At 45.9% G+C, this 25,790-nt stretch carries 29 protein-coding genes; 11 read left to right on the top strand and 18 right to left on the bottom strand.

The genetic code is table 11. The annotated features are described in order from the left end of the window. The first annotated feature begins 89 nt into the window (after positions 1–89). The 3 genes from K0A89_05480 to K0A89_05470 all read left to right on the top strand — a co-directional run bounded on the left by K0A89_05480 (position 90) and on the right by K0A89_05470 (position 3,966). Positions 90–257: a hypothetical protein gene (locus K0A89_05480; GenBank protein MBW6517935.1), complete on the top strand. Its 168-nt coding sequence runs from the start codon at positions 90–92 to the stop codon at positions 255–257. Between the two features lie 494 nt (positions 258–751). Next, positions 752–2,533 carry a hypothetical protein gene (locus K0A89_05475; GenBank protein MBW6517934.1) on the top strand — a complete coding sequence of 594 codons (1,782 nt, stop codon included), beginning with the start codon at positions 752–754 and terminating at the stop codon, positions 2,531–2,533. After that, entirely contained in the window at positions 2,530–3,966 is a 1,437-nt protein-coding gene (locus K0A89_05470) for a hypothetical protein (protein MBW6517933.1), read from the top strand. The genes K0A89_05475 and K0A89_05470 overlap by 4 nt, the downstream gene beginning before the upstream one ends. A 12-nt stretch (positions 3,967–3,978) precedes the next feature. On the opposite strand, the gene K0A89_05465 is transcribed toward K0A89_05470, so the two are convergent. The 4 genes from K0A89_05465 to cofH form a co-directional block, all read right to left on the bottom strand. Next, positions 3,979–5,049: a hypothetical protein gene (locus K0A89_05465; protein ID MBW6517932.1), complete on the bottom strand. Its 1,071-nt coding sequence runs from the start codon at positions 5,047–5,049 to the stop codon at positions 3,979–3,981. An 11-nt stretch (positions 5,050–5,060) separates the two neighbouring features. Continuing rightward, positions 5,061–5,525, bottom strand: a complete 465-nt coding sequence (locus tag K0A89_05460; protein MBW6517931.1) for a hypothetical protein — start codon at positions 5,523–5,525, stop codon at positions 5,061–5,063. Positions 5,526–5,533: 8 nt separating this feature from the next. Beyond that, entirely contained in the window at positions 5,534–6,340 is an 807-nt protein-coding gene (locus tag K0A89_05455) for a hypothetical protein (GenBank protein MBW6517930.1), read from the bottom strand. 105 nt (positions 6,341–6,445) lie between these two features. Then, complete coding sequence (cofH, locus tag K0A89_05450; GenBank protein MBW6517929.1) at positions 6,446–7,576, bottom strand: 5-amino-6-(D-ribitylamino)uracil--L-tyrosine 4-hydroxyphenyl transferase CofH; 1,131 nt, start codon at positions 7,574–7,576, stop codon at positions 6,446–6,448. Positions 7,577–7,699: 123 nt separating this feature from the next. Between cofH and K0A89_05445 the strand changes: the two genes are divergently transcribed. Then, positions 7,700–8,764, top strand: a complete 1,065-nt coding sequence (locus K0A89_05445) for a carbohydrate kinase family protein (protein ID MBW6517928.1) — start codon at positions 7,700–7,702, stop codon at positions 8,762–8,764. On the opposite strand, the gene K0A89_05440 is transcribed toward K0A89_05445, so the two are convergent. Then, positions 8,736–9,641 (bottom strand): formylmethanofuran--tetrahydromethanopterin N-formyltransferase, encoded by a 906-nt coding sequence (locus K0A89_05440; GenBank protein ID MBW6517927.1) that lies wholly within the window; start codon positions 9,639–9,641, stop codon positions 8,736–8,738. The genes K0A89_05445 and K0A89_05440 overlap by 29 nt on opposite strands. Positions 9,642–9,673: 32 nt before the next feature. Continuing rightward, positions 9,674–10,498 carry an alpha/beta hydrolase gene (locus K0A89_05435; GenBank protein MBW6517926.1) on the bottom strand — a complete coding sequence of 275 codons (825 nt, stop codon included), beginning with the start codon at positions 10,496–10,498 and terminating at the stop codon, positions 9,674–9,676. A 144-nt stretch (positions 10,499–10,642) separates the two neighbouring features. Between K0A89_05435 and K0A89_05430 the strand changes: the two genes are divergently transcribed. From K0A89_05430 to K0A89_05420, 3 genes are read left to right on the top strand one after another with little or no spacing between them, the layout of a single operon-like run. Continuing rightward, the gene (locus K0A89_05430; GenBank protein ID MBW6517925.1) at positions 10,643–11,599 is read left to right on the top strand and encodes an NAD-dependent epimerase/dehydratase family protein; all 957 of its coding nucleotides are present in this window, start codon (positions 10,643–10,645) and stop codon (positions 11,597–11,599) included. Continuing rightward, on the top strand, positions 11,599–13,017 hold the full coding sequence (gene pyk, locus K0A89_05425; GenBank protein ID MBW6517924.1) for a pyruvate kinase: 1,419 nt from the start codon (positions 11,599–11,601) through the stop codon (positions 13,015–13,017). The genes K0A89_05430 and pyk overlap by 1 nt, the downstream gene beginning before the upstream one ends. 1 nt (position 13,018) lies before the next feature. Continuing rightward, positions 13,019–13,537: a gamma carbonic anhydrase family protein gene (locus K0A89_05420; protein MBW6517923.1), complete on the top strand. Its 519-nt coding sequence runs from the start codon at positions 13,019–13,021 to the stop codon at positions 13,535–13,537. Here K0A89_05420 and K0A89_05415 read toward each other — a convergent pair whose 3' ends face one another. From K0A89_05415 to K0A89_05395, 5 genes are all read right to left on the bottom strand, one after another. After that, complete coding sequence (locus K0A89_05415) at positions 13,538–14,731, bottom strand: cofactor-independent phosphoglycerate mutase (protein ID MBW6517922.1); 1,194 nt, start codon at positions 14,729–14,731, stop codon at positions 13,538–13,540. Between the two features lie 172 nt (positions 14,732–14,903). Then, positions 14,904–15,197 carry a hypothetical protein gene (locus tag K0A89_05410; protein ID MBW6517921.1) on the bottom strand — a complete coding sequence of 98 codons (294 nt, stop codon included), beginning with the start codon at positions 15,195–15,197 and terminating at the stop codon, positions 14,904–14,906. Then, positions 15,194–16,681 carry an iron ABC transporter permease gene (locus tag K0A89_05405; GenBank protein MBW6517920.1) on the bottom strand — a complete coding sequence of 496 codons (1,488 nt, stop codon included), beginning with the start codon at positions 16,679–16,681 and terminating at the stop codon, positions 15,194–15,196. The genes K0A89_05410 and K0A89_05405 overlap by 4 nt, the downstream gene beginning before the upstream one ends. A gap of 8 nt (positions 16,682–16,689) precedes the next feature. Continuing rightward, positions 16,690–17,400: an extracellular solute-binding protein gene (locus tag K0A89_05400; GenBank protein ID MBW6517919.1), complete on the bottom strand. Its 711-nt coding sequence runs from the start codon at positions 17,398–17,400 to the stop codon at positions 16,690–16,692. Positions 17,401–17,406: 6 nt separating this feature from the next. Then, the gene (locus K0A89_05395; GenBank protein MBW6517918.1) at positions 17,407–17,697 is read right to left on the bottom strand and encodes a hypothetical protein; all 291 of its coding nucleotides are present in this window, start codon (positions 17,695–17,697) and stop codon (positions 17,407–17,409) included. 296 nt (positions 17,698–17,993) lie between these two features. Here K0A89_05395 and K0A89_05390 point away from each other — a divergent pair, with 296 nt between their 5' ends. Further along, positions 17,994–18,617, top strand: a complete 624-nt coding sequence (locus K0A89_05390) for a hypothetical protein (protein MBW6517917.1) — start codon at positions 17,994–17,996, stop codon at positions 18,615–18,617. A 32-nt stretch (positions 18,618–18,649) separates the two neighbouring features. On the opposite strand, the gene K0A89_05385 is transcribed toward K0A89_05390, so the two are convergent. Further along, complete coding sequence (locus K0A89_05385) at positions 18,650–18,856, bottom strand: hypothetical protein (GenBank protein ID MBW6517916.1); 207 nt, start codon at positions 18,854–18,856, stop codon at positions 18,650–18,652. Positions 18,857–18,872: 16 nt separating this feature from the next. Between K0A89_05385 and K0A89_05380 the strand changes: the two genes are divergently transcribed. Beyond that, on the top strand, positions 18,873–20,282 hold the full coding sequence (locus tag K0A89_05380; protein ID MBW6517915.1) for a dihydrolipoyl dehydrogenase: 1,410 nt from the start codon (positions 18,873–18,875) through the stop codon (positions 20,280–20,282). A 50-nt stretch (positions 20,283–20,332) separates the two neighbouring features. Continuing rightward, positions 20,333–21,400 (top strand): MFS transporter, encoded by a 1,068-nt coding sequence (locus K0A89_05375; protein MBW6517914.1) that lies wholly within the window; start codon positions 20,333–20,335, stop codon positions 21,398–21,400. Positions 21,401–21,426: 26 nt separating this feature from the next. Here K0A89_05375 and K0A89_05370 read toward each other — a convergent pair whose 3' ends face one another. From K0A89_05370 to K0A89_05360, 3 genes are all read right to left on the bottom strand, one after another. Continuing rightward, positions 21,427–21,873 (bottom strand): FTR1 family protein, encoded by a 447-nt coding sequence (locus K0A89_05370; protein MBW6517913.1) that lies wholly within the window; start codon positions 21,871–21,873, stop codon positions 21,427–21,429. 54 nt (positions 21,874–21,927) lie between these two features. Further along, the gene (locus tag K0A89_05365) at positions 21,928–22,233 is read right to left on the bottom strand and encodes an FTR1 family protein (protein MBW6517912.1); all 306 of its coding nucleotides are present in this window, start codon (positions 22,231–22,233) and stop codon (positions 21,928–21,930) included. Between the two features lie 334 nt (positions 22,234–22,567). Then, positions 22,568–22,807 (bottom strand): hypothetical protein, encoded by a 240-nt coding sequence (locus K0A89_05360; protein ID MBW6517911.1) that lies wholly within the window; start codon positions 22,805–22,807, stop codon positions 22,568–22,570. A gap of 175 nt (positions 22,808–22,982) precedes the next feature. On the opposite strand from K0A89_05360, the gene K0A89_05355 reads away from it, so the two are divergent. Further along, entirely contained in the window at positions 22,983–23,336 is a 354-nt protein-coding gene (locus K0A89_05355) for a nascent polypeptide-associated complex protein (protein MBW6517910.1), read from the top strand. Here K0A89_05355 and K0A89_05350 read toward each other — a convergent pair whose 3' ends face one another. The 3 genes from K0A89_05350 to K0A89_05340 are packed head-to-tail and all read right to left on the bottom strand — an operon-like array spanning position 23,337 to position 25,782. After that, positions 23,337–23,975: a hypothetical protein gene (locus K0A89_05350; GenBank protein ID MBW6517909.1), complete on the bottom strand. Its 639-nt coding sequence runs from the start codon at positions 23,973–23,975 to the stop codon at positions 23,337–23,339. It abuts the gene before it with no gap. Then, the gene (locus K0A89_05345; protein ID MBW6517908.1) at positions 23,975–25,030 is read right to left on the bottom strand and encodes a hypothetical protein; all 1,056 of its coding nucleotides are present in this window, start codon (positions 25,028–25,030) and stop codon (positions 23,975–23,977) included. The genes K0A89_05350 and K0A89_05345 overlap by 1 nt, the downstream gene beginning before the upstream one ends. Before the next feature lie 2 nt (positions 25,031–25,032). Then, complete coding sequence (locus K0A89_05340; protein MBW6517907.1) at positions 25,033–25,782, bottom strand: hypothetical protein; 750 nt, start codon at positions 25,780–25,782, stop codon at positions 25,033–25,035. Positions 25,783–25,790 lie beyond the last annotated feature (8 nt).

Genomic DNA, 25,790 nt, shown 5'->3' with positions numbered 1-25,790 from the left:
AAATTCTAATATAATGCAATGGTGATTATTTGACAATTTCATCGATTAATGAATCTGCTGTTTCATATCGGACTGATATTTTAAAATCTATGCTTCACTTAAGGAATGAAATAGAAGATATTATTGAAACCATCGAAGTCCTGAGTGACCAGGAGCTTTTGGAAGGATTAAAAAGATCGATAAAGGAACTGGAGTCTGGGAATGTTTATGAACTGGCTGACGTAGATGACCTGGATGAACTATGGAGTGAAGAATGAGGGTATTATATACCAATGAATTCAAAAAAGATATTCAAAAAATTAAGGATAAAAGTTGTTAAATAAAAATCAAGAAAATAATTAATAAAATAATAGAAAATCCAGGTGTTTGAAAACCTTTAATGTACGAATTAGCAGGTTTAATGAGTATCAGAATCACAAAATCGAGATTAATTTATGAAGTGAAGGACGATACAATTGTTCTCTATAAATTTGAACACAGGAAAAGTGTATATAAAAAAACACACTTTTTTTTCATCATAAACCCGAGAAGTGATGCTATAACCGACCTCATTATCAATCTCTATGACCCCATGAATTCAATCACTGAAGATTCAAACAGTGACAGTGAAATTGACGGTAGCACATGAAAATGCAAGGATTCAGCATCAAATCAACGTCTGTTCGATAACTTGACACGAACGCTGGATGAAACCTCCTGCCCTCCACCTGCAAAACCTTTAAACATATGCGATAACATTGTTCAATGGATTATGAAAAAAAAAGAATTGAACGAAAATGGCCAGATGATGACTCTGGAAGCCCTTATCGCGTCCTTGCTGATAATTGCAGCTGTGTTGTTCGTCGTATCACAGGTACCACCCCAGGCACAGCAGGGAGGAAGTTATTCGAATGTACAATTAACTCATTATGGCGATGACCTATTGAATATACTGAAAAAAAGTCCGTCACCTGTAGCGGATTATGACAATTTGATACAGTACTACATAGGTGAAAATAATTATAGTGAATTACATGCCCTCATGGAAGATGGTTTGCCTGATAATGTAGGATACAGTGTTTCACTGGTATCTGGTGATGATAGTGAATTACTATTTTCCAATGGCTATCCCGTGGGTGAGCAGGTTGTTGTGAGTGAAATCGTTGTTTCCAAGAATATTGGTCTCGGCGGGGTGGCAGGGTCTAAGGCTGAGGTAAGGAAGGTGGCAAAAACATTTCCCGCAGGTTCGTTGTTAATACCCATGGATGAGACGTACCAGCCCGACCCTGATACGTCCGATAATTATATACCTGTATTGAAAGGGATGGGACTGGTATATCACATTGCCAACGGGACTTACAGTGGTGGTAACCCCATATCTGTATATCAGCTACTCGAAGACCCGCGAGGTACAAATTATTCTCTTTTCTATACATTGGAAATTAATACCAGCGATAAACCCCTGGATATTTTAAACGGAAACATTAGCAATAAAAAATTCGGAGGTGGTCCTTATGTTATTGATGCCGATGATCTGACCCCTGAAATAAAAGAAAAGATCCTCAATGCATCACAGGATAGTCCTGTAGCGTATCATCTCAAAATTCATCAATTCCTTAAGCCTTTATACCATTTTCCAGTTGTTGAAATGAAAATGGCTCCGAAAATAGCAGTCTACCCGCCCGATGATTTTAACGCAAACCCTAAACCAACTCCATGGTATGAGAGCAAATTAAATGATACTATTGGGAAATATTACATTCATTCGGATGTACCACAAATAGTTATCAATGATACAATGATCATAAATGGTATCTTAGATGAGATCGATATTATCACAATACCTCATGCCGATTTATCACCAATGCCTGCTGATGTGGCAAGGATATTAATCGATTGGCTCTCGAACGGTGGTACCATCCATGCAGAGTGTAAATCATTGACCACGTTGGATACTAAAGTGGAGGAGATTGATGGTACTAATCACTCATGGTATGGTCTCATCGGTGTTGAATATTCAGGTGATAATTCAGAGAATCAAACGCAAAAAGAAAACGCGTATGGTCTCATCGGTGTTGAATATTCAGGTTCTGCTGTTGCTGGTAAATCCATGATATTCGTTGGTAATTCAACTGAAGGCAACACTACCGGTGCTTATGGGTCTTATGCCAATCCTGGTTCATGCTTTGATGTATTAGCGCAATCAGGTGATGTTGATGGTATATTACCTGGTGCAGGTTCAAGCGCAGTTCCCGTATTTTTTGTAAAGAATTCTAATTATTCATTGCTTAATCCTGATACAACGGTATTATCCGGCGCTGGTTTATCCAGAGATTCAAATGTACCAAACAGTGATAACCTCGCTTATGTCTCTGCACCTTTCGATAATGGTTTTGTAACATATCTTGCCGGGCATGATATGAGTAAAGATTATAATGGAAACCCCACTCCCCACAAAGAGCGTCTTATGTTCCAAACATTCTTTTATCCGGGGTTTGGCAAGGTTTACGATTATGGCGTGGTCGAACTCCAGATAAAAATGTGGTATAAATGAGCACACAAAACCCATTATCCAGAGATTCCGGTGGCCAGATGTTATTGCTCATTGGATTCATCATCGCACTTGTTATCATTGGTATGGGTTCAATGGTCTATTCACTTGCAAGTTCAAATCCGCAAAGTACCCAGAGACATTCATCGATGGATGCATATTACAGTTTCATCGATATCAGGGAGGAGTATGGTATGATCCTTAAATTCGGGTCTGGCAGCGGCGCATATTCACCATTCAACTCATCCAATACCACAATCAAGAATTTTGAACAAAATATGAATTCCACCATGGCATCTCATGGTTACATCCTTGCCTTCACGTGGGGTCCCTATTTCAATAACGTACCCCCAACAGCCGAAGCCACAATTCTGCTATTCGATGGCAAGAACCGATTTGAAGATACCATCACCTATAACCTTGAGACCGGGAAGATCATATATGATGAGATTCCTCCCGGGGAGATCACAGACCTCTTTGCCATTTCCGGGGTCAAAGACGGTGAGGTCAAACTCAACTGGACATCAAAGGGTGATGATGGAGATATGGGAATAGCATCAAGATATGACCTGAGATATTCTGCCCAGCCTGTTGATACCATGGAAAAGTTCAATAATGCTACATTTTATCCTATCAATTTTGGTCCTGATCTGAACGGGACATACCAGGAATGCATAGTTCTCGGGCTTGATCCTGGTAAATATTACTTTACCATCGTAGTATATGATGAAGTTCTCCTTGCCTCAAATCTATCCAACTGCTGCCCCAATGCAGTTGCTGCTAATTGGACCCCTTCGGTTGAATATATCATAGCGAACGATTCGATAAATTCCAGCATGAACCTCACAACTGAACGGGGACGGGATGTGACCATTATGTTCAATGTGACCGACAAGGAGCAGGAAGATCTTGATATTTCCCTGTGGCTGGACAATGGTTCGGGATGGTATGCCCGCGAATTCACAGCACAAACCTGGGACCAGTACAATACAACTCTCTATAATCACACAGTGTACTCCATCAATGCTACCTGGAAATATTATGTACAACTGACCGATGGTATTCAGGGACATAATATCACTGTACCTGACGGAGCACCTGCATCGTATTACTGGCTGAGTGGGAACGACAGCACCATGGCCGGAGTAGTAACGGTCACAGGAGGGAACAGCACAAACCTCAACCTGTCAGCTTCATTCCTGGATGATTTCAACAACAATAATGCTATGAGCATCCTCTATAAAGTAAATAGCAGCCCATTCCCATGGGAATCTACGAATGTCACATTTAAAAAAGAGCTACTTGAATACCTGATAGTCATCAGTGACCTGAACAACACCAACAACTACGATATCAATGTAACATACATAGACCCGGATGGCATATACCCAATAACAAATAGCACCCAGTTCATAGGGAACCAGCCCCTGCCATAAAAAATACCTTTCTTACCATGTCCATAAGGTCATTTTCACAGGATATATCGTTGTCTGCTTCGTGCTGCTAAAATAGGTAAGCCCATCATCTCTTATTGTGACGACCGATTCGACATTTAATTGTATATAGATAGATCTCCCTGATGTATACCGGTCCGGCAACAACATATCAAGGGTAGTTACCGGGATATAAAATTCAAGAGTATCATTTTCATGAAAAGTAAAACTTCCCATATTTGATACATTTATTCCGTTCTTGAATTTGGCATATTCTTCTTGAGATAATTTATCTGCACCTTTAAGGTTATATTTTGCATTTATCTCATCCCCCATCTTTATCTCCTTGAAATCAGATTGATTGGTCCCATCAAAATTCCAGTCACGGATACTGAATCGAATACCATTCGAAATAATATCAAAATCCTTTGGTTCTATCACAAATAAATTTTTTACCGGGCTTTTATGACCGAAAAAATCATCTCCGCGGAATTGTCCAAACGTGTTGTGTTCGACCATGGCCAGTCTGGTCACAGCTACTACATCGCTTTGTTCCCCAAGAGCATCCAATGCAGCGATATCTGCCATAGAAGCATTTATACGGGAACCATTGACAGGACGTATCTGGATATAAAAATTATTCCGCCCTAAACCTAAAGCTCTGGACGCATTGTCTCGTTCAGCAGGATCGGTCGATGAAGTCGGATATTCCCACCAGGAAACATGATTCTCAATACCAGTATGCGTTTCCATGAAAACATTCAGTTTTCGTGAATCGATGGTATTATTTCCATCATCTTTTTTAAGACCTATCTTTTTAACATAACTTTGGTTGATATCCCATACCGTATTCCATTCAGTTCCATAATCGGTACCATCTGTCCAGTATCCTGCATCCCTTACCAATAATGTTGCAGCCCTGTCAGCTGCAGGATAGAGCTCTTTTGAATATCCGGAATAAGGCGTCATAACACTGGATATGGTATATGATGCGAATAAAAAAGTCATTAACAGTACACCTACACCCGTAAGAAAATCTATACTGACCATTGCCTTTTCGTCTCGAATGTCATGGTGAAAAGTCATATAGATCAACCCTATGTGAGCAAGATATCTGAACGGTTATTGGTAATTATTATCTTTCCTGAAGAGCTTGAAACAGAACCATTGATAGTTACCAGCTCATCTATGCTGTTCAAGGGAACAAATACTGTCACTTCCCTGAACCTTGATTTCAACCTCAATGTCTTTTGTCCTGAACCATAAGGGTCCTCATCAGTAATATCAATGAAATACTCATTATTAGCCACCAGAACAGGTATATCCATAACCGAAATGAACTGCCCCTCAACGGGATTTGATAAATACGCATCCGTAATTCCGGATGATATCTGATTGCCCACATCGGTAAGTTCTGAATATAAGGCCTGACGTGTAGAATTATCCACGACTGATGAAAATGATAAGGTCATAATCCCAAAGAACAGGACCGACATACTGAATATCAGGATATAATCTATGGGAACGGCCTGTCCGCTTACATCCTTATACAGTGTTCGCATGTAACCAATCACCACACAACAGACTCGATCTTTGTTTCATGGATTGATAGGCTTAGACTAAAACCCGGGTTTGTTATTACAGCAGCTACGGTATCATCCGAGGGGAACGTGGATGTATAGGTCGCACCTGAATTCATGAACGTTGTTCTGAGATACGTATCCCATGCATTATAATTCTGGCTGGTAATGTTAATGTAAATGCTGTTTACTTCTCCCGAGAAAATTTTACTGATACCATCACCTGATGCAAAGGTCCTCACCTGCCCCTTACCTTTGCCGCTGGCTGAAGTATTGGTACCGGAAATATTGATTACATGTATCATGACCCCAACATTACTTCCGCGTAACTTTCCCGCATAAATAAGTGGTTCCTGTTCCATGATCGAACCGTCCGGATAGGTCGTGAACACAGCTCCGTTCTCATATGCCACGATCCTGTTCTTATATTCATAACCGGTCGTACCCGGAGACCATGATAATGTAGTGGTTGTCCCGTCATTATAACGTACTTCAATCCTGGTATTGTTGGGTAATACAGCAAGCGTCCCCCCGTCCATTGAAATAGTTGTGGTCCTGGCTGTACCTGCACCAGTAATTGGACCTCTGACGACTTCCTCTATATCACCATGAAGGACAGAAAAAGAGTTCTGGATATTCTGCTGGTGAGCACGTAATTTGGCATTTTCAATCATCGGAATACCAGCCGTATAAATAATCCCTATCGAGACAGTAACAATGGCAAGGATCAATATCATTCCTATGACAGGAGATACACCGCTATCATTTACCGTAAATTCCCTTAATTGTTTTGACATTATAAATCCAGGTAAAGTTATTCACACATTACTATATAACATTTTATTACACCAAATAACTGCCATAAGGATGGCAATACGAAATAGACATAATTGATATTCACATCATCCAGTTACTATTTGCCGGTACAATGTGTCCCTTTGCACCGGGTCACGTCCGGCACCTCTGATAATCCACTGGAATTCCTCAGACGGCATATATTCACCGTTAGCCGCACCGGCACTTTTTGAGATACTCTCCTCCATCAGGGTACCTCCCAGGTCATTGACACCACAGAACAGGGCATATTGCGCCAACTTCTTGCCAAGTTTAACCCAGCTGGCCTGGATATTACTTACATGTGGGTACAGCAGGATCCGGGCCAGAGCGTGCACAATGAGATCTTCCACACCGGTCGTGGCAAAGTACCCTTCCGCCATCAACCGTTTACCCAGGGGATTATTGTACGGCATGAAGGGCAGGGGTACGAATTCAGTGAACCCGCCTGTCATGAGCTGTATGTCCCTTACCGTAAGTATGTGATGGATACGCTCGGTCATGGTCTCAATATGTCCGTACATCATGGTAGCCGTGGTAGGTATTCCTGTACGGTGCGCGGTCTCGACCACATTGATCCACTGTGAGGACGTTAGTTTATCAGGGCATATCTCCTTGCGCACCCTGTCAGATAGTATCTCGGCAGCAGTGCCAGGCATGGAATCCAGCCCGTTGTTTTTAAGTGCCAGAAGGGTATCCTTGATACTTGTATCGCTGTTCCGTGACATGTGAAATACTTCCATGGGTGAAAAGGCATGGATGTGCAGTTGCGGGAAACGTGATTTAATGGATCTGAGGATATTGCAATAATTTTCCAGGTGCATGTCATCCATCAACCCGCCCTGGATACACACTTCTGTTGCACCGGTCTGGACTGCACCGGCAGCCGTTCGTACAATCTCATCAACGCCCATCCTGAATCCCTTATATCCTTTGAACGCACAGAAGGTACAGGTTCCGGTGCAGTTATCAGAAAAAGTAATGTTACGATTCACAATGTATGATACTGAATTGCCCACCAGGCTTGCTTTGAGCATATCTGCAAATTTGAAAATAACACCAGGTTCACATTTAAGCAGTTCAGATGCATCATTGACAGTTGCTGCTCCTTCAATCACTCTTTCTACAATGTCCGGAGGGATTTCTGTAGGGAAATAGTTAAAAACATCGTTCAATACGGCTGCATATTGTAAACTCATACCAACCACATCATTTAATAAGCGTTTTCAATCGTGTATAATATTTAAACTTTTATGGATCGATTAAAGTAAATTAAGATATGTAAATATAGATATAAATGTATTGCAAGGAATCCATCTACAATGACCCTTCAAATGATGCCAGTACACAGCCATGATTCCCCTCCTTTTCCACAGGTGGTGGGTTTTGGTGCCCTGAACCTGGACAGGATATATTATGTGGACAGGATTGTCAGGCCGGACGAGGAAGGTTTTATCAGTTCGGTCGAGAACCATCCGGGTGGTTCGGCCGCTAATACCATTGTAGGTTTGTCCAGGCTGGGCATAGCAACAGGGTATGTGGGAAAGGTTGCGGATGACGAGGCAGGCAGATTGTTGCTGGATGACCTTGCATCCGAAGGCGTGAATACCCGGGGTGTGCGTATTTCCAGCGGCAGGAGCGGTGAGTGCCTGATTATGGTTGACAGGCAGGGTGAGCGTGGGATACTGGTTGACCCGGGCGTAAATGATACTATCACTATTGCGGACGTGGAAATGGGCATTGGCACACACCCTGAAATGAGCATTGACATGCACGCGAAAATAAATATAGACATTAGCATGGGCATTACCGCTGGCTCGGGAATGGAATTAATGAACAATGCCGGGCTTATTCATTTCACCTCTTTTGTGTGCAGGGCCTCAGACACATCATTCGAGACTCAAAAACAAGTTGCAGCCCGCACAAAGGCTGGTATCAGCTTCGATCCGGGCACCCTTTATGCCGAGCGTGGCTTAAAGGCACTGATGGAGTTTATCAGGCGAGCCCGGGTGGTACTGCCCAATGACCATGAACTGGAACTTATGACCGGGTGCCGGGATGTTAGGGACGGTGCCGATATGCTCATTGAGGCCGGGGCACAGTGGGTGGCTGTTAAGATGGGCAGCCGGGGGTGCTATGTGACAGACGGCACGTTATCAATTGAGCTACAACCCCACAAAGTGGATGTGGTGGACACGACAGGGGCAGGTGATGCCTTCAATGCCGGTTTTATCTTTGGTATGCTGCAGGGGAAGGATATTGAAACATGCGGACGGATGGGTACTATCACCGCGTCCATCAGTATAGGGCACAGGGGGGCACGGGGAGGATTACCCTCCCGGGACGAACTGGATGCGGTTATAAGAGCTCTTTCAGGGGTATCCTGAATGTTCCCAGTTTTCCTTCGTAGTTTCCTGCTGATATCCTTTTGACACCAGGTACACCGGCAGCCGCTTCCATTGCAGCTTTCATGGCATTCCTCACAGCGTTTTCGTCAACACCGTTCATGACGATCTCAGGAATGGAGCCTACGCCGTCAGGCACTTCGAAATCCGGAATTTTTCCCCGTAATGTGGGGCAGAAGGGATGGTTGGTACTGGGCCCGACCTCGGGATGTTCCTGCCCCGGGTATATGGGTTTGGAACCGGCTGAGCAGATGTCAAAGGTGGTCACCGCTCCTTCAACCCTGTCTACAGCTTCCACGGCACGGTCCCCTGCTTCAAGAGCCGTATCCAAGGAATCGCAAAAGAACCATACATTGCCCCCCATCACGCTCCTCGCCATGCCCAGGTGCCGTTCGATGACGAACTCCCCCATCATCAGGGGAAGGACTATTGTCTTCCTGCCGAAACGTGTCTCTTCGGTCTGGTAACCGTCAGCACAATATCCCACCGGAGGCATCATATCGATAAAGCGGTCTGAATCCAGGGCATTGAACACCGAAGTCGTGGGCACGACCAGGATGCCCTGTCGTATGCGCCATCCAAGTTCAGCTGCCAGGTTCTGTTCAGAGTTCTTTCTATCGTTCACCCATATCTGGACAATTGCACCAGCACGTCCGTCCGGTGTCTCATCAGGGGGCAGCCAGGCTTCTATACCACCTTCGGATTTGCCAAAGACGGTCGATGGAAGGGCAGTAGACAGGCGGGCGGCCCGTTGAAGGCGCTTATCGTCCTTTGCTGTAATGATGAACCGGGTAAACACGCCGCTAAAGGCTTCACAATAGGTATCGTCTACAGGGACTCCATTGATTTTGAGATTCATAATAGGTTGTTGTATGTACTTACTGATAAAGATTATAATATCTTCCCGGTAAGGAATTCCCTGACAACAATATTGAAGTACATTTCATCTTCAAGGAATGGCATGTGTTTGGTTTCCGGTATTACCGAGAATCTGGATTCCTTGATATTTTTCAAGAGCTTGCCGCCTTCTTTGAACGGGTCGTTCTCGCCAAAGATTATCAATGTAGGCTGGATAATGTTGAAAACCTCTTCGCTAAAATCGAACAGCTCCAATTCATCCTGCATGTCAAAGAAAATATCGAGGCCCTGCAGGGACCTGATGTAATCAGTGTAATCAAGGAGCATTTTTTCAGGTATATAAATAGGCCAGCTTTTCAGTAAGATCTCCCTGGCAAAGGCTTCCTTATCAATGGTCTTGTCTTTTTGATACTGTAAATAATATTTCAGGTTCACAGCCAGCAGGGCGGCTTTGAGCACATAATACCCTTTTACTTTTGTATGTTTTGCAGGTGTGCCAACAAGTATTAATTTTTCGAGATAAGCAGGGTAGTGGAGTGCATACAGCAGTCCTATCATCCCTCCCATGGAATGACCAAGTATCTCAATAGAATCATGCCATAAATGCATTCGTATGGCGTCGATGTCATCAACAAAGGTCTCCAGGGTATAGGTCTTTACATCGGTTTTTGAGGATTTTCCATGTCCCCGAAAGTCGATGTAGTACAATTCACGGATATTCTCAAGCCCGCTCAGTGAGCGACCGAAATACCTGTGGTCAAGACCCGGCCCCCCGTGAAGTACATACATGGGATTTCCCTTCCCTCTCACTTCATAATACAGTGTTGTGTCGTTCACTTCAATTGCGGGAATGCTCATCACCTTAATCTGGCAGATATCTGATGCTCTGAATTGATATTCAATTATTAATTATTATCCCATTAAATTCCATTCGGAAAGTACTCTTTAAAATAACAATGCAATAAAGTTATGGATTATTCGCTCATAGCATAGAGAGATACCATGAGACTTAAAAACAGGCATATTTTTGTTACCGGCGGTGCAGGATTCATAGGTAGCCATGTCGTTGACAGGTTACTGCAGCATAACAGGGTCACTGTATTCGATAACCTGTCATCCGGCGTAATGGCGTACATTGACTGTCATACGGACAACCCGGATTTTACTTTCATTGAAGGTGACCTGATAAACCCCGGTACCATATCCACGGCTCTGGACAGTATTGATATGGTGTTCCATCTGGCTGCCAATCCTGATGTGAGGTTGGGAGCAGAGGATACAAAAGTACACCTGGAACAGAACGTGCTGACCACCTATAACCTGATAGAAGCAATGAGGACTGCGGATGTAAGTGAAATTGTATTTACATCAACCTCTACCGTGTACGGCCTGGCAAGTGTACTGCCCACGCCTGAAGATTACGGGCCGCTGGTTCCCATATCCCTGTACGGAGCATCGAAACTAGCCTGCGAGGCACTGATATCTTCATATTGCCATACCTTTGACATGAAAGCATGGCTTTACCGGTTCGCCAATATCGTGGGGGACAGGGGCAATCATGGCGTGCTGGTTGACTTCATTAATAAACTGAGACTGGACCCCTTTACGCTTGAGATACTGGGTTCGGGTAAGCAAAAGAAATCTTACCTGGACGTAGTGGATTGCGTGGATGCCATGGTATACGGAGTGGAACACTCTGATGAACGGGTCAATATATTCAACATCGGTTCAGAGGATACTATCGATGTGGTGGGCATTGCAGATATCGTGACCGGTAAGATGGGGTACAGCGATGTGGAATACCGCTTCACCGGAGGCGCCCACGGTGGTGGGGGCTGGAAGGGGGATGTGCCTGCAATGCTGCTGGCTATTGATAAAATAAAAGCCCTGGGCTGGAAGCCGCCACATAACTCAAGCCAGAGCATTGAAATGGCAGTGGATTCGTTATTAAGATCATAATGGGGGAGAGGATTATCAGACGTACGAAGATCGTGTGTACCATTGGGCCGGCAAGCAGTAGCGAATCCAGGATCAAGCGACTGATAGAAGCGGGTATGGATGTGGCCAGGTTGAATTTTTCCCATGGCACTCACCAGGAACACAGGGAAAACATCCGGAATATAAGGGAGATATCATCCGGGCTGGACAGGCATATAGCCATCCTGCAGGACCTGAGCGGGCCGAAGATACGTGTGGGTGAGTTCCCGGATGGCACCGTTACCCTGAAGAGTAAGAACGAGTTCATCCTGACAGGGAGAAATGTGCCAGGGAATGAAAATATAGCTTCTGTCAGTTACAGGGACCTTCCCCTGGAAGTAAAAGAAGGTGATACCATCATGTTATCAGATGGGCTTATCCAGCTCAGGGTCATCGAATCAGATGGGGGTGATATCAGGTGCAGGGTGGAAATAGGCGGACAGTTATCATCCCATAAAGGTATCAACCTGCCTTCCGGTACGGTAAAGATACCATCACTGACAGCCAAGGACAGAAAAGACCTTGAACTGGGAATAAAGGAACAGGTGGACTTTATTGCCCTGTCCTTTGTCAGGAAAGCGGAGGATATACTGGACGTTAAGAAGATCATCAGTGAGAGGGGAGCCAGTATCCCGGTAATCGCCAAGATAGAGAAGCACGAAGCTGTTGCAAATGTTGACGGGATACTGGCTGTTGCTAATGGGCTCATGGTGGCAAGGGGCGACCTTGGTGTGGAGATCCCAATGGAGGATGTACCTGCTGTCCAGAAAATGCTTGTACGAAAAAGTAACCAGGCAGGTAAGCCGGTGATCACTGCCACACAGATGCTCAGGAGCATGGTTGATAATCCCAGGCCTACCAGGGCCGAGACTGCAGATGTGGCAAATGCTGTACTGGATGGTACTGATGCGGTGATGCTTTCAGAAGAGACTGCTGTAGGTCAGTTCCCTGTCGAAGCAGTCCGGATGATGTCAAGGATTGCGGCAAAGATAGAAACATCCATGGATTTCCATGATGTTATGTCTATCCGTAATTTACCAGAAGGTGAATCGATAACAGAAGCTATCGGCCGATCAGCCATCACTATTGCTCGCCAGGTCAAAGCTGCTGCTATCATAACACCCACAGGCCAGGGTAAAACGGCCAGGGTAGTGGCCAGGTACAGACCGTTGATCCCAATTTATGCTCTGAGCTCCAATCCTGCCACGCTGAGGGGTCTTTCTCTGGTATGGGGTGTCAGACCTGTCAATGTGGATTATTCCACTGATATTAACATAATGATGAAAAGGACAGTGAATACAGCATTGGATTGTGGTTTTAAAAAAGGGGATAAGCTGGTTGTAACTGCGAGTGTACCTGCCGGTGGTTCCACCAATATGATTAAAGTGGAGGTGATATGAAATGGAAAGCAGGATAAGGAGTTTCCAGGGGATGTTCCCGAAAATGGATGACCCCATCTATATCGACCCACTGGGTGCGGTCATAGGGGATGTTGAATTGTCTGACCATGTCAGTATCTGGTCGAACGCTGTGGTAAAAGGTGACCCTTATGTCATCCATATTGGTCCATGGACCAATATCCAGGATAACTGCACCGTGCATGCTGGACCGGAAAATACGGTAACTATTGGCGGGTATTGCGTGGTGGGTCACGGCGTGATACTCCACGGCTGTACCATAGGCAACGGCTGCATGATCGGTATGGGGTCGATCGTGATGAACAATGCCGTACTGGGGGACGGGTGCCTGGTTGGTGCCGGGACACTTATCACGGAAGGCAAGACATTCCCGCCCGGCAGTCTGGTAATGGGCAGTCCGGGCAAAGTGGTCCGCCAGCTGACGACAGAGGAGATTGCGGGCATACGAGAGGCTGCTGAGGATTATTGGGAAAGGGCACTGGGGCACATGCAGAACAGGTAATCAGAATTTTCCATGCACCAGGTAATTCATTATCCTGTGCCCTTCTACCCTTCCCAGTGAACCTGCCTTCACAGAGAACTCATTATATTCGATAACATCATCCGCACCACCATTACTTGAAAGTACCACAAAAGGCACAGGGTCATGGGTATGCGTCTTCATGGGTATGGGTGTACTGTGGTCAGGCATCAGTAAAATTTTATAATCATCAAATGCAGCCATTCCATCCATGACGTGCCCCACTACTTTGCTGTCAAAGTCCTCGATGGCCTGTATCTTTGCATCCAGGTCACCAATATGCGCGGCCTCGTCAGCAGCTTCCACATGCACGTACACGAAATCACAAGATTCCAGAGCCTGCAGTGCAGCATCTGCCTTTCCTGTATAATTCGTATCAAGGTAGCCAGTTGCGCCCGGTACGTCGATCACGTTAAGCCCTGCACATACTCCCAGACCTTTGAGCAGGTCCACGGCAGATATCATAGCCCCGCTTATACCATACAACTCCCTGAAATGTGGCATTGACGGTGCCCTGCCCTGCGCCCATAACCATATCATATTGCCCGTGTTCTTTCCTTGCGCCATCCTGCGCCGGTTAATTTCATGTCCTTCCAGCACGGGTTTTGAATCCATGATGAGCCGGATGAGAAATTCTGCATCCAGGCCGTGTGGCAGGAAATCTACCACCCTGCCACCCACCTGGTCATGGGGCGGGGTGCACCTGGCGTCCTTTCCCCTGCCGCCTGAGAGCACAAGCAGATGGCGGTAGCTGATGCCGGCGTGGAACCGCGCGTTGTTGCTGCCTAAGTGTTCGTCCACCGTCCGGATAAGTTCTCCTGCTTCCTCAGTAGAAATGTGGCCTGCGCTGTAATCGGCAATGACCCCGTCCTTTTCAGTGATGAGGTTGCAGCGAAACGCGATATCGTCAGCAGCCAGTTCCACACCCATACTGGCAGCTTCCAGGGGTCCCCTGCCCGAATAGTACTTTGCAGGGTCATATCCAAGGATAGCGAGATTGGCAACATCCGAACCCGGAGGCATGTCATCAGGAACGGTCTGCGCCAGTCCGCACTGCCCCTGTTTTGCCATGCGGTCCATGCTGGGGGTACGGGCAGCTTGCAGGGGGGTCAGTCCACCCAGTTCGTCAAGGGGATAGTCTGCCATGCCATCGCCCAGGAGTACAATGTATTTCATCGGGAGTTCACCTGTATGTTAGATTATTTCATGGGATATAAAGGGTTATCTCTGGCATATTTTGTATAGGAGAATACCGTAAATGCCTGAAAGATCGAGTACCTGCTGATCAAATATGGATAAGCAGATATGTAAAAATCGATACTGAGTAACCATTTCCTGAAAAAAACAGTTAGCCCGATTTGTTTTTCCCTTCAAGTGCTCCTGAGGGTTCCAGGAAATGGGATACATAATCAAGCATCACAGCCGACGATACAGCATCTATCAGGACACTATCTTTATTTGCATCTATGAACAGCAGGTCGTGGACCCCGGCCTGGATGCCGGTGAAACCGATAATGATCACTTTTCCATCATGTCCTATCCTGCCTGAGGTCAGGGTCAGGAATGTATCCAGTAGCAGCATTCTCCTGCTCAGTAACAGGGTATCCTGTGTCAGTCGGTAACCGCCATTATGCCTGGTCACATAACCGATTTGTAATTGTATATCTTGAGGGTGAGAGTACCCCGTCCCGGCGGGACTGTTATGAGGGTCGCACCCAGTTCTCCTATGCTCAATGCAAATGTTATGAATGCAGCAGCCATTAAACCAGGGGTCATGAGCGGCAACCTGACCTGGAACCAGGTCCGAAGCGGATGAGTATCAAAGACCTGTGCTGCGTCTAACAGTAATGGATCGATGCGGCGCAATTGTGCCATAAGGACTATGGCAGCCAGAGGCGTGAACCGGGCCAGGAGCGCCAGGAGAGGCATGGCAGAAGTGCCGTACAGTTCGTACCAGAGGGGACGGTTCCATAACGATACCATGCCGATACCCACCAGGGGAGCAGGTACTGCCAGCGGTGATATTACCAGCACCCACCATACTGTTCCCCGCCAATCCTTCCTTTGCATCTCGTGCGCTGCTGCAAGGGCAAAGGGCAGGCAGATGAGAGATGCAGCTATGCATATCCAGAACGTGAACGATATCTCACTGCGTGACATTGAGATTGTCAGTGCAAGGTCCTTCCCTGTTCCGGCAGACGAGACAAGGCTCAGTACCAGGATAGATATCTGCAGGAAGAGAACGATAATGGCAAACCGTTGCAGCCAGGTGAACCAGAGCGGCCAATCGTATGTACCTGCCCGGCTCCGGACCTGATTCTGGACGGCATCTTTGAGTGCGTTCCGTGCTAACAGGATAACAGCGAGAGTAATGAACAGTTCGGGCAGGGCCAGTAAAAAAGCACTTGACGGCTGGTTGGTTGCGCCGTATTCTGCAAATATCTCAAGTGAATAGACATTTAATCCGAACAGGGAGGGGACACTGTAATCCACAAGACTGAGCAGGAACAGGATGCCTGTACCCGCTGCAAGCATGGGTGCCATAAGTGGCAGGATAACCCTCAACAGGACCTGTATATCAGAGCGGACAAGCCTGGCAGCTTCGATCATGGTTATCTCCACGGATTCAAATCCTATGAGTGACAGTCCGACCGCTATGGGTAGCAAAGCCATAAGCTGGACCCACCAGCTTCCTGACCATCCCTGTAGCGAGATTCCGGGCAGTCCGAACCGTACAAGAATATCGCTGAGATACGACATTGACGTAGACCATGCCAGTGCATGCACATACGGGGGGATGGGGGCGAATACCAGGAGAAACCAGCGCAATGAATGTTTTCGTCCTGACTGCCAGCGCCATAGGACACTTGCGATCATCACACCCAGTATTATACCGCCCGCTGCCACACAAAAGGCCAGGGCGATACTGTTAAAAAGCAATCCCGAACTTCGTTCGGTAGGGATTACTTGTCCGGGTTCTGATGCGAGATAGCCAGCAGAATCCACAACTAAAGACAGCAGTGGTCCGAATACGATGAATGTAAATGCGAGCAGCCCGAAGATGTGCAGGTAACTGCCTGGTGAACGGTGTTGGTACCTGTAGGGAATGGACATGGTTTTTTTCATTTCTGTTGTTACCGAATGAATATCTCTCTCAAATCCTCTTTTGCCAGCTGGTTCTGCTGATAGATGTCGTCGAAGCTGATGGTCATATCCTTGATACCGGGTGCAAGAGGACACAGGGGCTCTCCATCGACCAAACGCAGGGATACCTGTATCCAGCCCGAGGTCACCAGTGAACTTTCCACGTGTCTGCTCAGGAGGTAGTCGATCAATATCTTTGCCTCAACGGGATTGGGTGAACGTTGTATCAATGCAACCGTGTTGGGTATGATGAACGTTCCCAGACCATTTTCAGACTGGTCAGGGAAGATTACCTCAACGGGTGCCCCCTTCCTGATGGCACCGCAGGCATCATCGGTATCGGTAAGGCCCATGTCAAGCTGGCCACTGGCTACCAGGTCCCTGACAACAGAATTGCCATCCACTACCCGTACGCCACCGGACTGCAGGTTTGAAAAGAGGTCTCTTGCTTCATCGGGCCCGAGAGTTGCGTACAGGGCCGCAGCATGGGTGGCTGAGGTGCCGAACATGGGATAAGCGATACCAACCCTGCTGCGGTTGGGCAGGTCAAAGATGGATTTCGGGTATTCGTCAGCTGGAACCAGGTTTGTATTGACCAGCACTATTCTCGCGCGGCCACCAAAGCCGGTCCAGTAGCCTTCCGGGTCAATATACCGTGTGGGAATATCGTTGGCCGATGCAGACTGGTAGGGGGCCAGCACTCCTTCTTACTTTAAGAGGATGGTCCGGGTAAATTCCCCATTCCAGAAAACATCCGCAAGCGGTCGATTTTTTTCTGCGATCAGGCGGTTCACCAGACCTGTGGTCTTGGTGGCTTCCACGTCATAAACAGGGAGGACCTTTATACCGGTCTGTGCTTCAAACTCTTTGAATATGGGTTCTGAATATACCTGGTCAACCGAGGTGTATATGACAACCGAGCGTGATGGTGGTTCATGAGAAAAAGCGACAAATAATGAGATGATGATAAGAACGACAATAATTAAGGGAAACAGCATCTTAATTCCAGATTTGTTTTTCAGGTAATCCGTTTTCATCTGGATTGTTACGTTTACGCTCCTTGATATTTTAACTTATTGTTGACGGGGTTCATTTCTCATGGAACAAATAGTGGTGAAAGTAAGCGGATAGACAAAACACGCGGCTAACAACAGCTTTTGAATACACACACCCATATCCTGCTCAGTTCTTTTTACGTGCCTTATTGCGGTAAAATTAATATGATGTAAAAGAATATCGAAGGTCAGGTGATATTTTGGCTACACTTAGTTCAATAATAGGTACAATAGGAAGTATGATACCGAATATATTCATGGCTGCACTGGCGATAATTGTGGGACTTATCCTGGGAAAGGTATTGGGAAATGCAGCGAGCAAGATCGTAGAAAAGGCTGGACTGGACAAGACATTAAGAGGTTCTGTCATTGAAAAGGCAGTAGAAGCCGCAGGCACGACCGTTTTAGGTTTGTTCGGTATCGTGGTCAGGTGGTTCATTTATCTGATAGCTATTATGATCGCAGCGGATTACTTGAATATACCCGTGGTCAATTCAATAATCCAGCAGCTTGTTAATTACCTGCCCAATGTATTTGCAGCAATGTTGATCCTGCTTATCGGTTTGATAATTGCTGATTTTATCGGTGATATCCTGAAAAACATGGGAGAATCCATGGGCATTGCTTATATTCAGGTACTATCAATGGTCGTGAAACTGGTTCTATACTTTATCGTGATGATGATAACCCTTGATAAGCTACGAGTGAACATAGGCATCTTCTATGTCATTGCTGACGCGTTCGCCTGGGGAATTGCATTAGGATTAGGGTTAAGCATTGCGATAATTGTCGGTTTCGGCATGAAGGACAGGGCACCTGAGTTGATGGACAATCTGCTGGAAGGTTTCAGGAAAACGAAGTAGATGTCAGGAAAATTCGAGTAAGGAACATACAATCATTTACAAAGTTCCTGAACACCGATCGATAAGGAGAACGGTTGCTCGTTCTCCTTCTTTTTTGAACCGTACGTGCGATTTTTACCGGATACTGCCAGAGTGACCGGATAGTCTGAACTGTTCGTATCTTGATTAGACCGGATATTATCATTCTTAACAGATCCGATCTTAGAAACAGCTATGTACAAAAAACGTAATGTGTTCATTAAGGGGTTTGATGAAATGAAACAGTATGATCTTATCGTAATTGGAACTGGTTCTGCAATGAACATTATTGGTTCGCTACTACAGGTGAATCCTGAATGGAAAATTGCAGTTATCGATAAGGATGAACCAGGTGGGATATGCCTTACGCGGGGTTGCATACCATCAAAATTACTTCTCTATCCGGCAGAGCTCATACGGGAGATAGGGACTGCCGGTACCTTTGGCATTGATGTGGAAATAAAGAACATTGATTTTGGGAATGTAATGGAAAGGATGAGGACCCATATATCAGAAAGCGTCGATATGATACGCAAGGGACTCTCAGATGATAAGAACATAGAGTATTATCCCGAAGTTGCACAATTCGTTGCTCCCTATACATTAAAAGTCGGCAGCGAGACCATCACTTCAAAAATGATATTTCTCTGCACCGGTTCAAAGACCCTGGTACCCCCGGTAAAGGGATTGGATACGGTATCCTATCTTACAAGCGATACGGTGCTTGCCATGACCGCTCTCCCTGAGAGTATTGTGATCATAGGTGGCGGATACATTGCAGCCGAGTACGGTCATTTCTTTTCTGCTATGGGTTCAAAGGTAACTATCATAGGGAGGAATCCCCAGTTCATTCCCGAAGAAGAACCAGAGGTTTCAGCACTGGCGAAGAAAGTAATGTCAGGATATCTTGACCTGGTCACAGACCATGAAGTCATCGAGGTTACCACGGGTGCTGACGGTTTGAAAAAGGTTATTGCAAAGGACAGGACCAGCGGTAAGGAGGTCATAGTGGATGCACATGAGGTCCTCGTTGCGACCGGCAGGGGACCCAATACCGATATCCTGCATCCTGAAAAGGGAGGAATAAAAACTGATGGTAATGGATGGATAGTGGTGAACGAATACCTTGAGACCACACAGCCAAACATCTGGGCGTTCGGAGATGCCAATGGAAAATACCTGTTCAAACATGTTGCCAACTATGAATCATCTCTCGTTTATTATAATGCAGTATTGGGGAAAAAAGTAAAGGCAGACTACCATGCAGTACCCCACGCGGTTTTTTCATATCCAGAAATTGCCAGCGTGGGATTAAGGGAAAAAGAGGCCATTGATACGCTGGGTGAGGACAGGGTACTCATCGGTTTTCAACGATATGAGGATACTGCCAAAGGTATGGCGATGAACGCGAAGGATTATTTTGTCAAGGTCATTGTGGAGGTGCACACGTACAGGATATTAGGGGCACATATCATTGGCCCGCATGCTTCTGTCCTGATCCATGAGATAATATCTCTTATGTACACTCCCCAGCAGAGTGCACATCCCATTCTGGATGGAATGGATATCCATCCGGCACTGAACGAAGTAGTGTCACGGGCATTCTACTCGCTCATGCCGGCTGCACATTATCATCACAGCCATTGAAGTATCACCAGCATACTTTGAAATAGACCCCACGTCTATTTACACCCAGAATGAAGCTCAACTCCATCCAGTTTTTCACGAACACATCTATAATGATGTCCATGTTGTTCATCCCCCTGCTGGCCGGGGATATGGGCGCGAACTACACCCAGGTGGGCATCATTATGAGCGTGTACGGCGCATGTCTCTTTGTCTCATCATCTTTTTTCAGCAAAGTTGCCGATACCTGGGATATCAAAAAAATGCTCCTTGTCGGACTTGCCTGTTCGGCAGTGGCGTATTCTCTCCAGCTGTTCGCTTATGACCCGCTCAGCCTGGCCATTATCAGGGGTGTGTTGGGAATTTGCGTAGGCATGTACCCGGCAGCTCTTATCATGCATGTTTACGGGCTCAAGCGCAGCATTGGCAAGTTCAGTTCCTTTGGCGCCCTTGGCTGGGCTGCAGGTTTTTTCGGAGCAGGTATTATCGGGGACTATGCTCCCATTTTCGTGGTCAGTTCGCTCATGCTGCTCATCTCATTTATGTTAGCAGCGAAAATGCCCAACGTGAACGTACAACGTGTCAAAGTGGATTATTTCTCAATAGCCACAATAAAGAATAACTGGAATATCTACCTGACCTTCTTTTTACGGCACACGGGAGCTGTTGGATGCTGGACTATATTTCCCCTATACCTGGTAAGCCTCGGTGCAGATAAATTCTGGATAGGTATCCTGTATTCCATTAACCCCCTGATGCAGTTTTTTATGATGCGCCGGATGGACGGCCTGAATATGGAGCGGATTGTAAAGATAGGGTATATGCTGTCGGTGGCCGCTTTTTTGAGCCTGCTTCCGGCTTCGACATATTTTCACATCATTCCCGCCATGTTCCTGGTAGCCCTTTCCTGGTCCTTCCTGCTTGTGGGCTCCACCGAACTGCTCCTGCAGCGCAACACGGATAAAGCCACAGCTGCAGGTTATCTCAATTCGGTCATCAGCCTTTCCATGATAACGGGAGCTCTCTTTGGCGGTGTGGTGTCCAATGTATGGGGATTCAATGCCGTGTTCATTGGCGCAGCAGGGCTGAGCCTGGTAAGCCTTGCAATATCGGGTACCACTATCAGTCAACCTCGATGACAAGGACGTGCCAGAATTACCCGGCATTACCCCGAGCTCGTATCTTTCCTGGTCGTGTAACGGTAGAACAGGTACGCGGCCAGGTAATACCCTGCATAGGAGAGTACTTCGAGCAGGGAGGGATTGCCATTGTATCCCAGCAAGCTCCTGGCCAGGCTGCCGGCAGTACTATTCTCGTCCAGTATGCCGTTGGTATCCCACACATGTTCGACAATTACAGGAACAACTGCAGCTTCCTGGAGTTCATGAACTCCATGGGCGGTCAGGCCTGCTGCGAACAATATCAGGAAAACACTGGTCACCTTGAAGAATACCCTTATCTCAAGGTTCACGGTAGACTTGAATAGTGCATAGGTAACGACCAGTGACACCGCAAGTCCGGCAACACCGCCAAGGAGCACGTCAGTGCTGCGCTCTGCTCCCAGGGCTGCTGCTCCGAGGAACAGTACGGTTTCCAAGCCTTCCCTGAACACCGAAACAAAGGCCAGCACAGCAAGTCCGGTAGTGGCGGACTGGCTAGCCTTGCGCTAAATGTCACCCTTGATGTGTGCTGATTCCTTGAGCATCCAGATGATCATACTGGTCAGTACAGCAGCGGCCAGCAGCATGACTATACCTTCGAACAGTTCTTCGTTCCGGCCTGCGAACTGTATTGCCAGCATGTTAAAGGCTGCCGCTGCCAACAGGCTGGCAACGATTGCGGCGAATGTGCCATAATAGACATATTTCTTCAATTGTTCCTGTTGGGTCCGGGTTAAGTAGGCCAGGATAATTCCCACTATCAGGAAGGCTTCCAGACCTTCTCTGAATGTTATTATAAAACTTGGTATCATAGTGTTCACCTTTTGTTTCTGGTATATTTAGGTTGACCTAAATATACTTATATGTTTTGGTACGCCTAAATATAGGTGCAATGTAAATTAATATTTAACAGGATTTAAAGCGAAAAATCGTTTTGTTTAAGTATAATTAAGACCTTGTACTTTGAGTACAGGAATAGTTATTGAAGGCGAATAGGGTTGTGTGCATCATATGGGATATCTTGATACAACATAACAATCGTAGCGCTAAAAATGGAGCAACATTTTGATAAATCAGTTGATTACATAATCATTTTACAAATATTTAATATTGTATAGGATATTGATATAATAATGTCGCCTTTGTTCATTTGAACCGCATTTTTAAATCATTTAAAGTATAGAGTTCCTCTTCTTCTTCCAAAAATTGAAACGATTTAGAATCGGATATGACCTTTTGAATTCCACGTTTCAAAATATACTCTTCATGTTTCTGATAGAGAAATTCAACGAATTCTGCGACTTCAAGAACTTTATCCTGGGGAAGACGATTTAAATAATCAAAGGTCTTATTTATTAAAGTTTCCTTTGGACTATCACTGTCCATTATATACATTCTATGAAATTAACAGGGTATATCATTATTTAAGTTTTGGATAATATCCGTATCGAAGTTGACGGTAATGAAAAACAGTTCCGTTTTCAGAAAAAGTCACTTTTTCTCCCATTGAGAATAATGTTTTAATATTGTAGTGTATATCTACACACCAGGTGAAAACAATATGGCAAAAAGACCAGCAGGAATGGGCGGTATGAATCCCCGTGCCATGAACCAGATGATGAAACAGATGGGGATAAAATCCGATGAGATAGCTGATGTGGAACAGGTCATAATCAGGACCGCGAATACAGATATTATTTTTGATGACGCCAACGTGACAAAGGTGGCTGCCCCCGGTATGACAACCTACCAGATAATAGGCACCCCCCATGAAGTACCAAGGGAAACCCCCATACCTGATGAAGATGTGGCGCTGGTTGCCGAGCAGACCGGAAAGACCATAGATGAAGCAAAGGCAGCCCTCAAGGAAACCGGCGGGGACCTGGCAGAAGCCATCATGAAACTCGGGTCCTGATCAGCGCACTTCAATACCAATGATTCCATCTACCAGACCCAAACGTTCGTCTTTGTAGAAGGGAATCCCTACTATTTTTGGGGATGATAACCCCAGCGAGTATGAAATATGCTTGAGCATATCTGCCCTCTCCGCTTCCATGCTTAAGAAAATAAAATCAGCTATTTTTTCAGCATCTTCCCTGGAATAGATACATCCCCTGAGCTTATCCTTCTTAATAGTGTCATAATCCGGCTGTTTTTGGGTAAATTCAAGTCCCAGCATCTTAACATTTTCCATAGAGGTATCGAATGCAGGTACAAAGAATTTTTCCACAGGTTTTGCTTCCCCTTCCATTCCCAGGTTCTTCTTAATAAATTTCCCTAAACTGCCAGCAGTACCACTGGCTTCCCTGGACGTGATTTCTATATCTGAATCAAATACCCAGAACGGGTAATAGAATATCTCTGAACCCCTTTTGTTCTCAGGAATGGCAAATTCGACCTCAATCGGTACAAGCTCGTCTTTTTCATTGATGATCTCATACCCTGTATCACAGTTGTTGCAGTAATACACCACATCATGTTGGTCAGCATCCAGAAGCGAGCCGCACTTTTCACATTTCAATGCCACCAATCGTAAACCTGAACGTTGTGCCATTACCTCACCCCCAGGAATTTGTCAATATCCCCGTTCATCAATGAATTCATGGTTTCCTTGATATCTTCGCCCTTCATTTTCGATCTTCCACCTTCTATAACTTCGCCACCATACCTGAATTTATAAAAACCGAACAGTATCAACGCGGCCCCTGCAATGGCCCCCACGATAAACACATCACTGGAACTGGAACTGAAATATTGCCTGGCAGAGGTAGTCAGGACCAGGTTCCCTATCATCAGGCTGCCAATGAACATGCTTACCCGGTAAAAAGTACTGCCCGGTGCCCTGCCGTAGAGTAATTTACCATGCAGCCCGTCCACAACGACCTGGTAATTGCGGTCCCTGAACCGGTACCTCAGGACCCAGAGCGGATAATACACGACCGAAAGTTTCCTGCCGATCACATTCAGTTTCTGGAATATCACCTCATCCACATCAACACTGTTCCTGGCTCTTTTGAGCATCCATTCATCAGATTCTTTCATCGAGTCGGTCCTTGAGAACGTAGGCTCAAACACCATTCCCTGCTTTTCAACGGTATAGAAATCGAACGGTTCAAGATTTCCCCTGATACCGGATTCATCCACATCATCCACCCCGAATTCGGAAACATCGCATGCTGCTTTGTTCCATAAATAATCCTGCATCACCATGCGCTCGACAGGTTCTTTCCTGGTAGTAGTATGGGTATTCCCCTTACTATCACGATGCGTTTCACGATGTATCTTGTTGCCGAATATCCAGCCGCAGACCTTGCCCAGCGACCGCCAGAAAGGTATATGGATGAGAAAAATATCAGTAATTTCAGCCTGTTTTTTCAACTTCCTGTCCTTATCCAACTTGCCGAACCATTTATTCACCGTATCTTTGACCCTGTCCCGTTCTATCTTACTGCTGACATGATACTGGAGAACACCCTCGTCCCCCATCACCAGCAACAATGTATCGCAATACGGGCATTTCAGGACATTTTGCCCTTCCCGAAGTTCAACCGTGCCGCCGCAGCCAGGACACATGAGCCCTTTAATTACTTCCAGTTTGTTCTCGGTCATTATTACACCTTCTCAGCAACCAGTACGGCCGCTATGATCACTATCAATGCAGTACCGAGGTATGCCACCAGTACTTCAGGAAATCCAAGCAGCATGCCTTCCAAAAAAAACAATATTGCTGCACCGCCGCCAACGATAATATACGGCAGTTCGGATTTGGAAGGGAATTCTGATACCATGACCTTGCTTGAAGAACCATCAATCGCGGCACTATAGGTATTATCTTTGAAACTATATTGGAAAATATAGAGCGGGATATGTACCAGCGCGCTCAGGGTCACTGTGGAAATGTCAACACCTTCATTGGCAAGCCACTGGACGGCAGACGTGTACAGCACATGCGGTTCCTGTATTGCGGTATTAGTGGCGTCATTCTCGTTGTAGAACCTCAGGTCACCGGCAGGAATGGAGAGTTGCTTGATGTCAGGTATCGGTGTAGGAGAAGCGGGCTGCACCTTGATCTTTTCATCCCCGTTCTGCTTTATCTTGAAATACCATATCGGGAAATAAATGAACTCTGTTCCGGTTATCCGGGCTTGTTTGTCAAGGCCTTTTACCGTCTTGCTGCCCGCCATCCAGCGTTTCAGGGACGCTTCGGCATTAGCCTGGTCAATAGTAGGCTCCAGCATATAGTGGAAAACGACCTGGCTTTTATCGATATAAACAGCAGAAGAACAGTACTCGCACGTTAAAAAGGTCTGTCCTTCGATCACATTTACGCTGGCACCGCACTGGGGACATTGTACTTCCATTTTACCCA

It is taken from the genome of ANME-2 cluster archaeon, from assembly GCA_019429385.1.
Classification (GTDB): Archaea; Halobacteriota; Methanosarcinia; order Methanosarcinales; family Methanocomedenaceae; genus Methanocomedens_B.
Note: the sequence above shows the minus strand (reverse complement) of the source record. Positions and strands in the feature narration are given on the sequence as shown.

Excerpts from the sequence above, each read along its gene's own strand:
- K0A89_05435 (MBW6517926.1), bottom strand. The coding sequence starts at position 10,498 with ATGAGCATTCCCGCAATTGAAGTGAACGACACAACACTGTATTATGAA.
- K0A89_05385 (MBW6517916.1), bottom strand. The coding sequence starts at position 18,856 with ATGAACACATTACGTTTTTTGTACATAGCTGTTTCTAAGATCGGATCT.
- K0A89_05445 (MBW6517928.1), top strand. The coding sequence starts at position 7,700 with ATGACCCTTCAAATGATGCCAGTACACAGCCATGATTCCCCTCCTTTT.
- K0A89_05375 (MBW6517914.1), top strand. The coding sequence starts at position 20,333 with ATGAAGCTCAACTCCATCCAGTTTTTCACGAACACATCTATAATGATG.
- K0A89_05415 (MBW6517922.1), bottom strand. The coding sequence starts at position 14,731 with ATGAAATACATTGTACTCCTGGGCGATGGCATGGCAGACTATCCCCTT.
- K0A89_05440 (MBW6517927.1), bottom strand. The coding sequence starts at position 9,641 with ATGAATCTCAAAATCAATGGAGTCCCTGTAGACGATACCTATTGTGAA.
- K0A89_05405 (MBW6517920.1), bottom strand. The coding sequence starts at position 16,681 with ATGAAAAAAACCATGTCCATTCCCTACAGGTACCAACACCGTTCACCA.
- K0A89_05340 (MBW6517907.1), bottom strand. The coding sequence starts at position 25,782 with ATGGAAGTACAATGTCCCCAGTGCGGTGCCAGCGTAAATGTGATCGAA.
- K0A89_05480 (MBW6517935.1), top strand. The coding sequence starts at position 90 with ATGCTTCACTTAAGGAATGAAATAGAAGATATTATTGAAACCATCGAA.
- K0A89_05380 (MBW6517915.1), top strand. The coding sequence starts at position 18,873 with ATGAAACAGTATGATCTTATCGTAATTGGAACTGGTTCTGCAATGAAC.
- K0A89_05455 (MBW6517930.1), bottom strand. The coding sequence starts at position 6,340 with ATGTCAAAACAATTAAGGGAATTTACGGTAAATGATAGCGGTGTATCT.
- K0A89_05430 (MBW6517925.1), top strand. The coding sequence starts at position 10,643 with ATGAGACTTAAAAACAGGCATATTTTTGTTACCGGCGGTGCAGGATTC.
- K0A89_05420 (MBW6517923.1), top strand. The coding sequence starts at position 13,019 with ATGGAAAGCAGGATAAGGAGTTTCCAGGGGATGTTCCCGAAAATGGAT.
- K0A89_05395 (MBW6517918.1), bottom strand. The coding sequence starts at position 17,697 with ATGCTGTTTCCCTTAATTATTGTCGTTCTTATCATCATCTCATTATTT.
- K0A89_05465 (MBW6517932.1), bottom strand. The coding sequence starts at position 5,049 with ATGACTTTTCACCATGACATTCGAGACGAAAAGGCAATGGTCAGTATA.
- pyk (MBW6517924.1), top strand. The coding sequence starts at position 11,599 with ATGGGGGAGAGGATTATCAGACGTACGAAGATCGTGTGTACCATTGGG.
- K0A89_05475 (MBW6517934.1), top strand. The coding sequence starts at position 752 with ATGAAAAAAAAAGAATTGAACGAAAATGGCCAGATGATGACTCTGGAA.
- K0A89_05355 (MBW6517910.1), top strand. The coding sequence starts at position 22,983 with ATGGCAAAAAGACCAGCAGGAATGGGCGGTATGAATCCCCGTGCCATG.
- K0A89_05460 (MBW6517931.1), bottom strand. The coding sequence starts at position 5,525 with ATGCGAACACTGTATAAGGATGTAAGCGGACAGGCCGTTCCCATAGAT.
- K0A89_05470 (MBW6517933.1), top strand. The coding sequence starts at position 2,530 with ATGAGCACACAAAACCCATTATCCAGAGATTCCGGTGGCCAGATGTTA.
- cofH (MBW6517929.1), bottom strand. The coding sequence starts at position 7,576 with ATGAGTTTACAATATGCAGCCGTATTGAACGATGTTTTTAACTATTTC.
- K0A89_05390 (MBW6517917.1), top strand. The coding sequence starts at position 17,994 with ATGATACCGAATATATTCATGGCTGCACTGGCGATAATTGTGGGACTT.
- K0A89_05345 (MBW6517908.1), bottom strand. The coding sequence starts at position 25,030 with ATGACCGAGAACAAACTGGAAGTAATTAAAGGGCTCATGTGTCCTGGC.
- K0A89_05350 (MBW6517909.1), bottom strand. The coding sequence starts at position 23,975 with ATGGCACAACGTTCAGGTTTACGATTGGTGGCATTGAAATGTGAAAAG.
- K0A89_05365 (MBW6517912.1), bottom strand. The coding sequence starts at position 22,233 with ATGATACCAAGTTTTATAATAACATTCAGAGAAGGTCTGGAAGCCTTC.
- K0A89_05360 (MBW6517911.1), bottom strand. The coding sequence starts at position 22,807 with ATGGACAGTGATAGTCCAAAGGAAACTTTAATAAATAAGACCTTTGAT.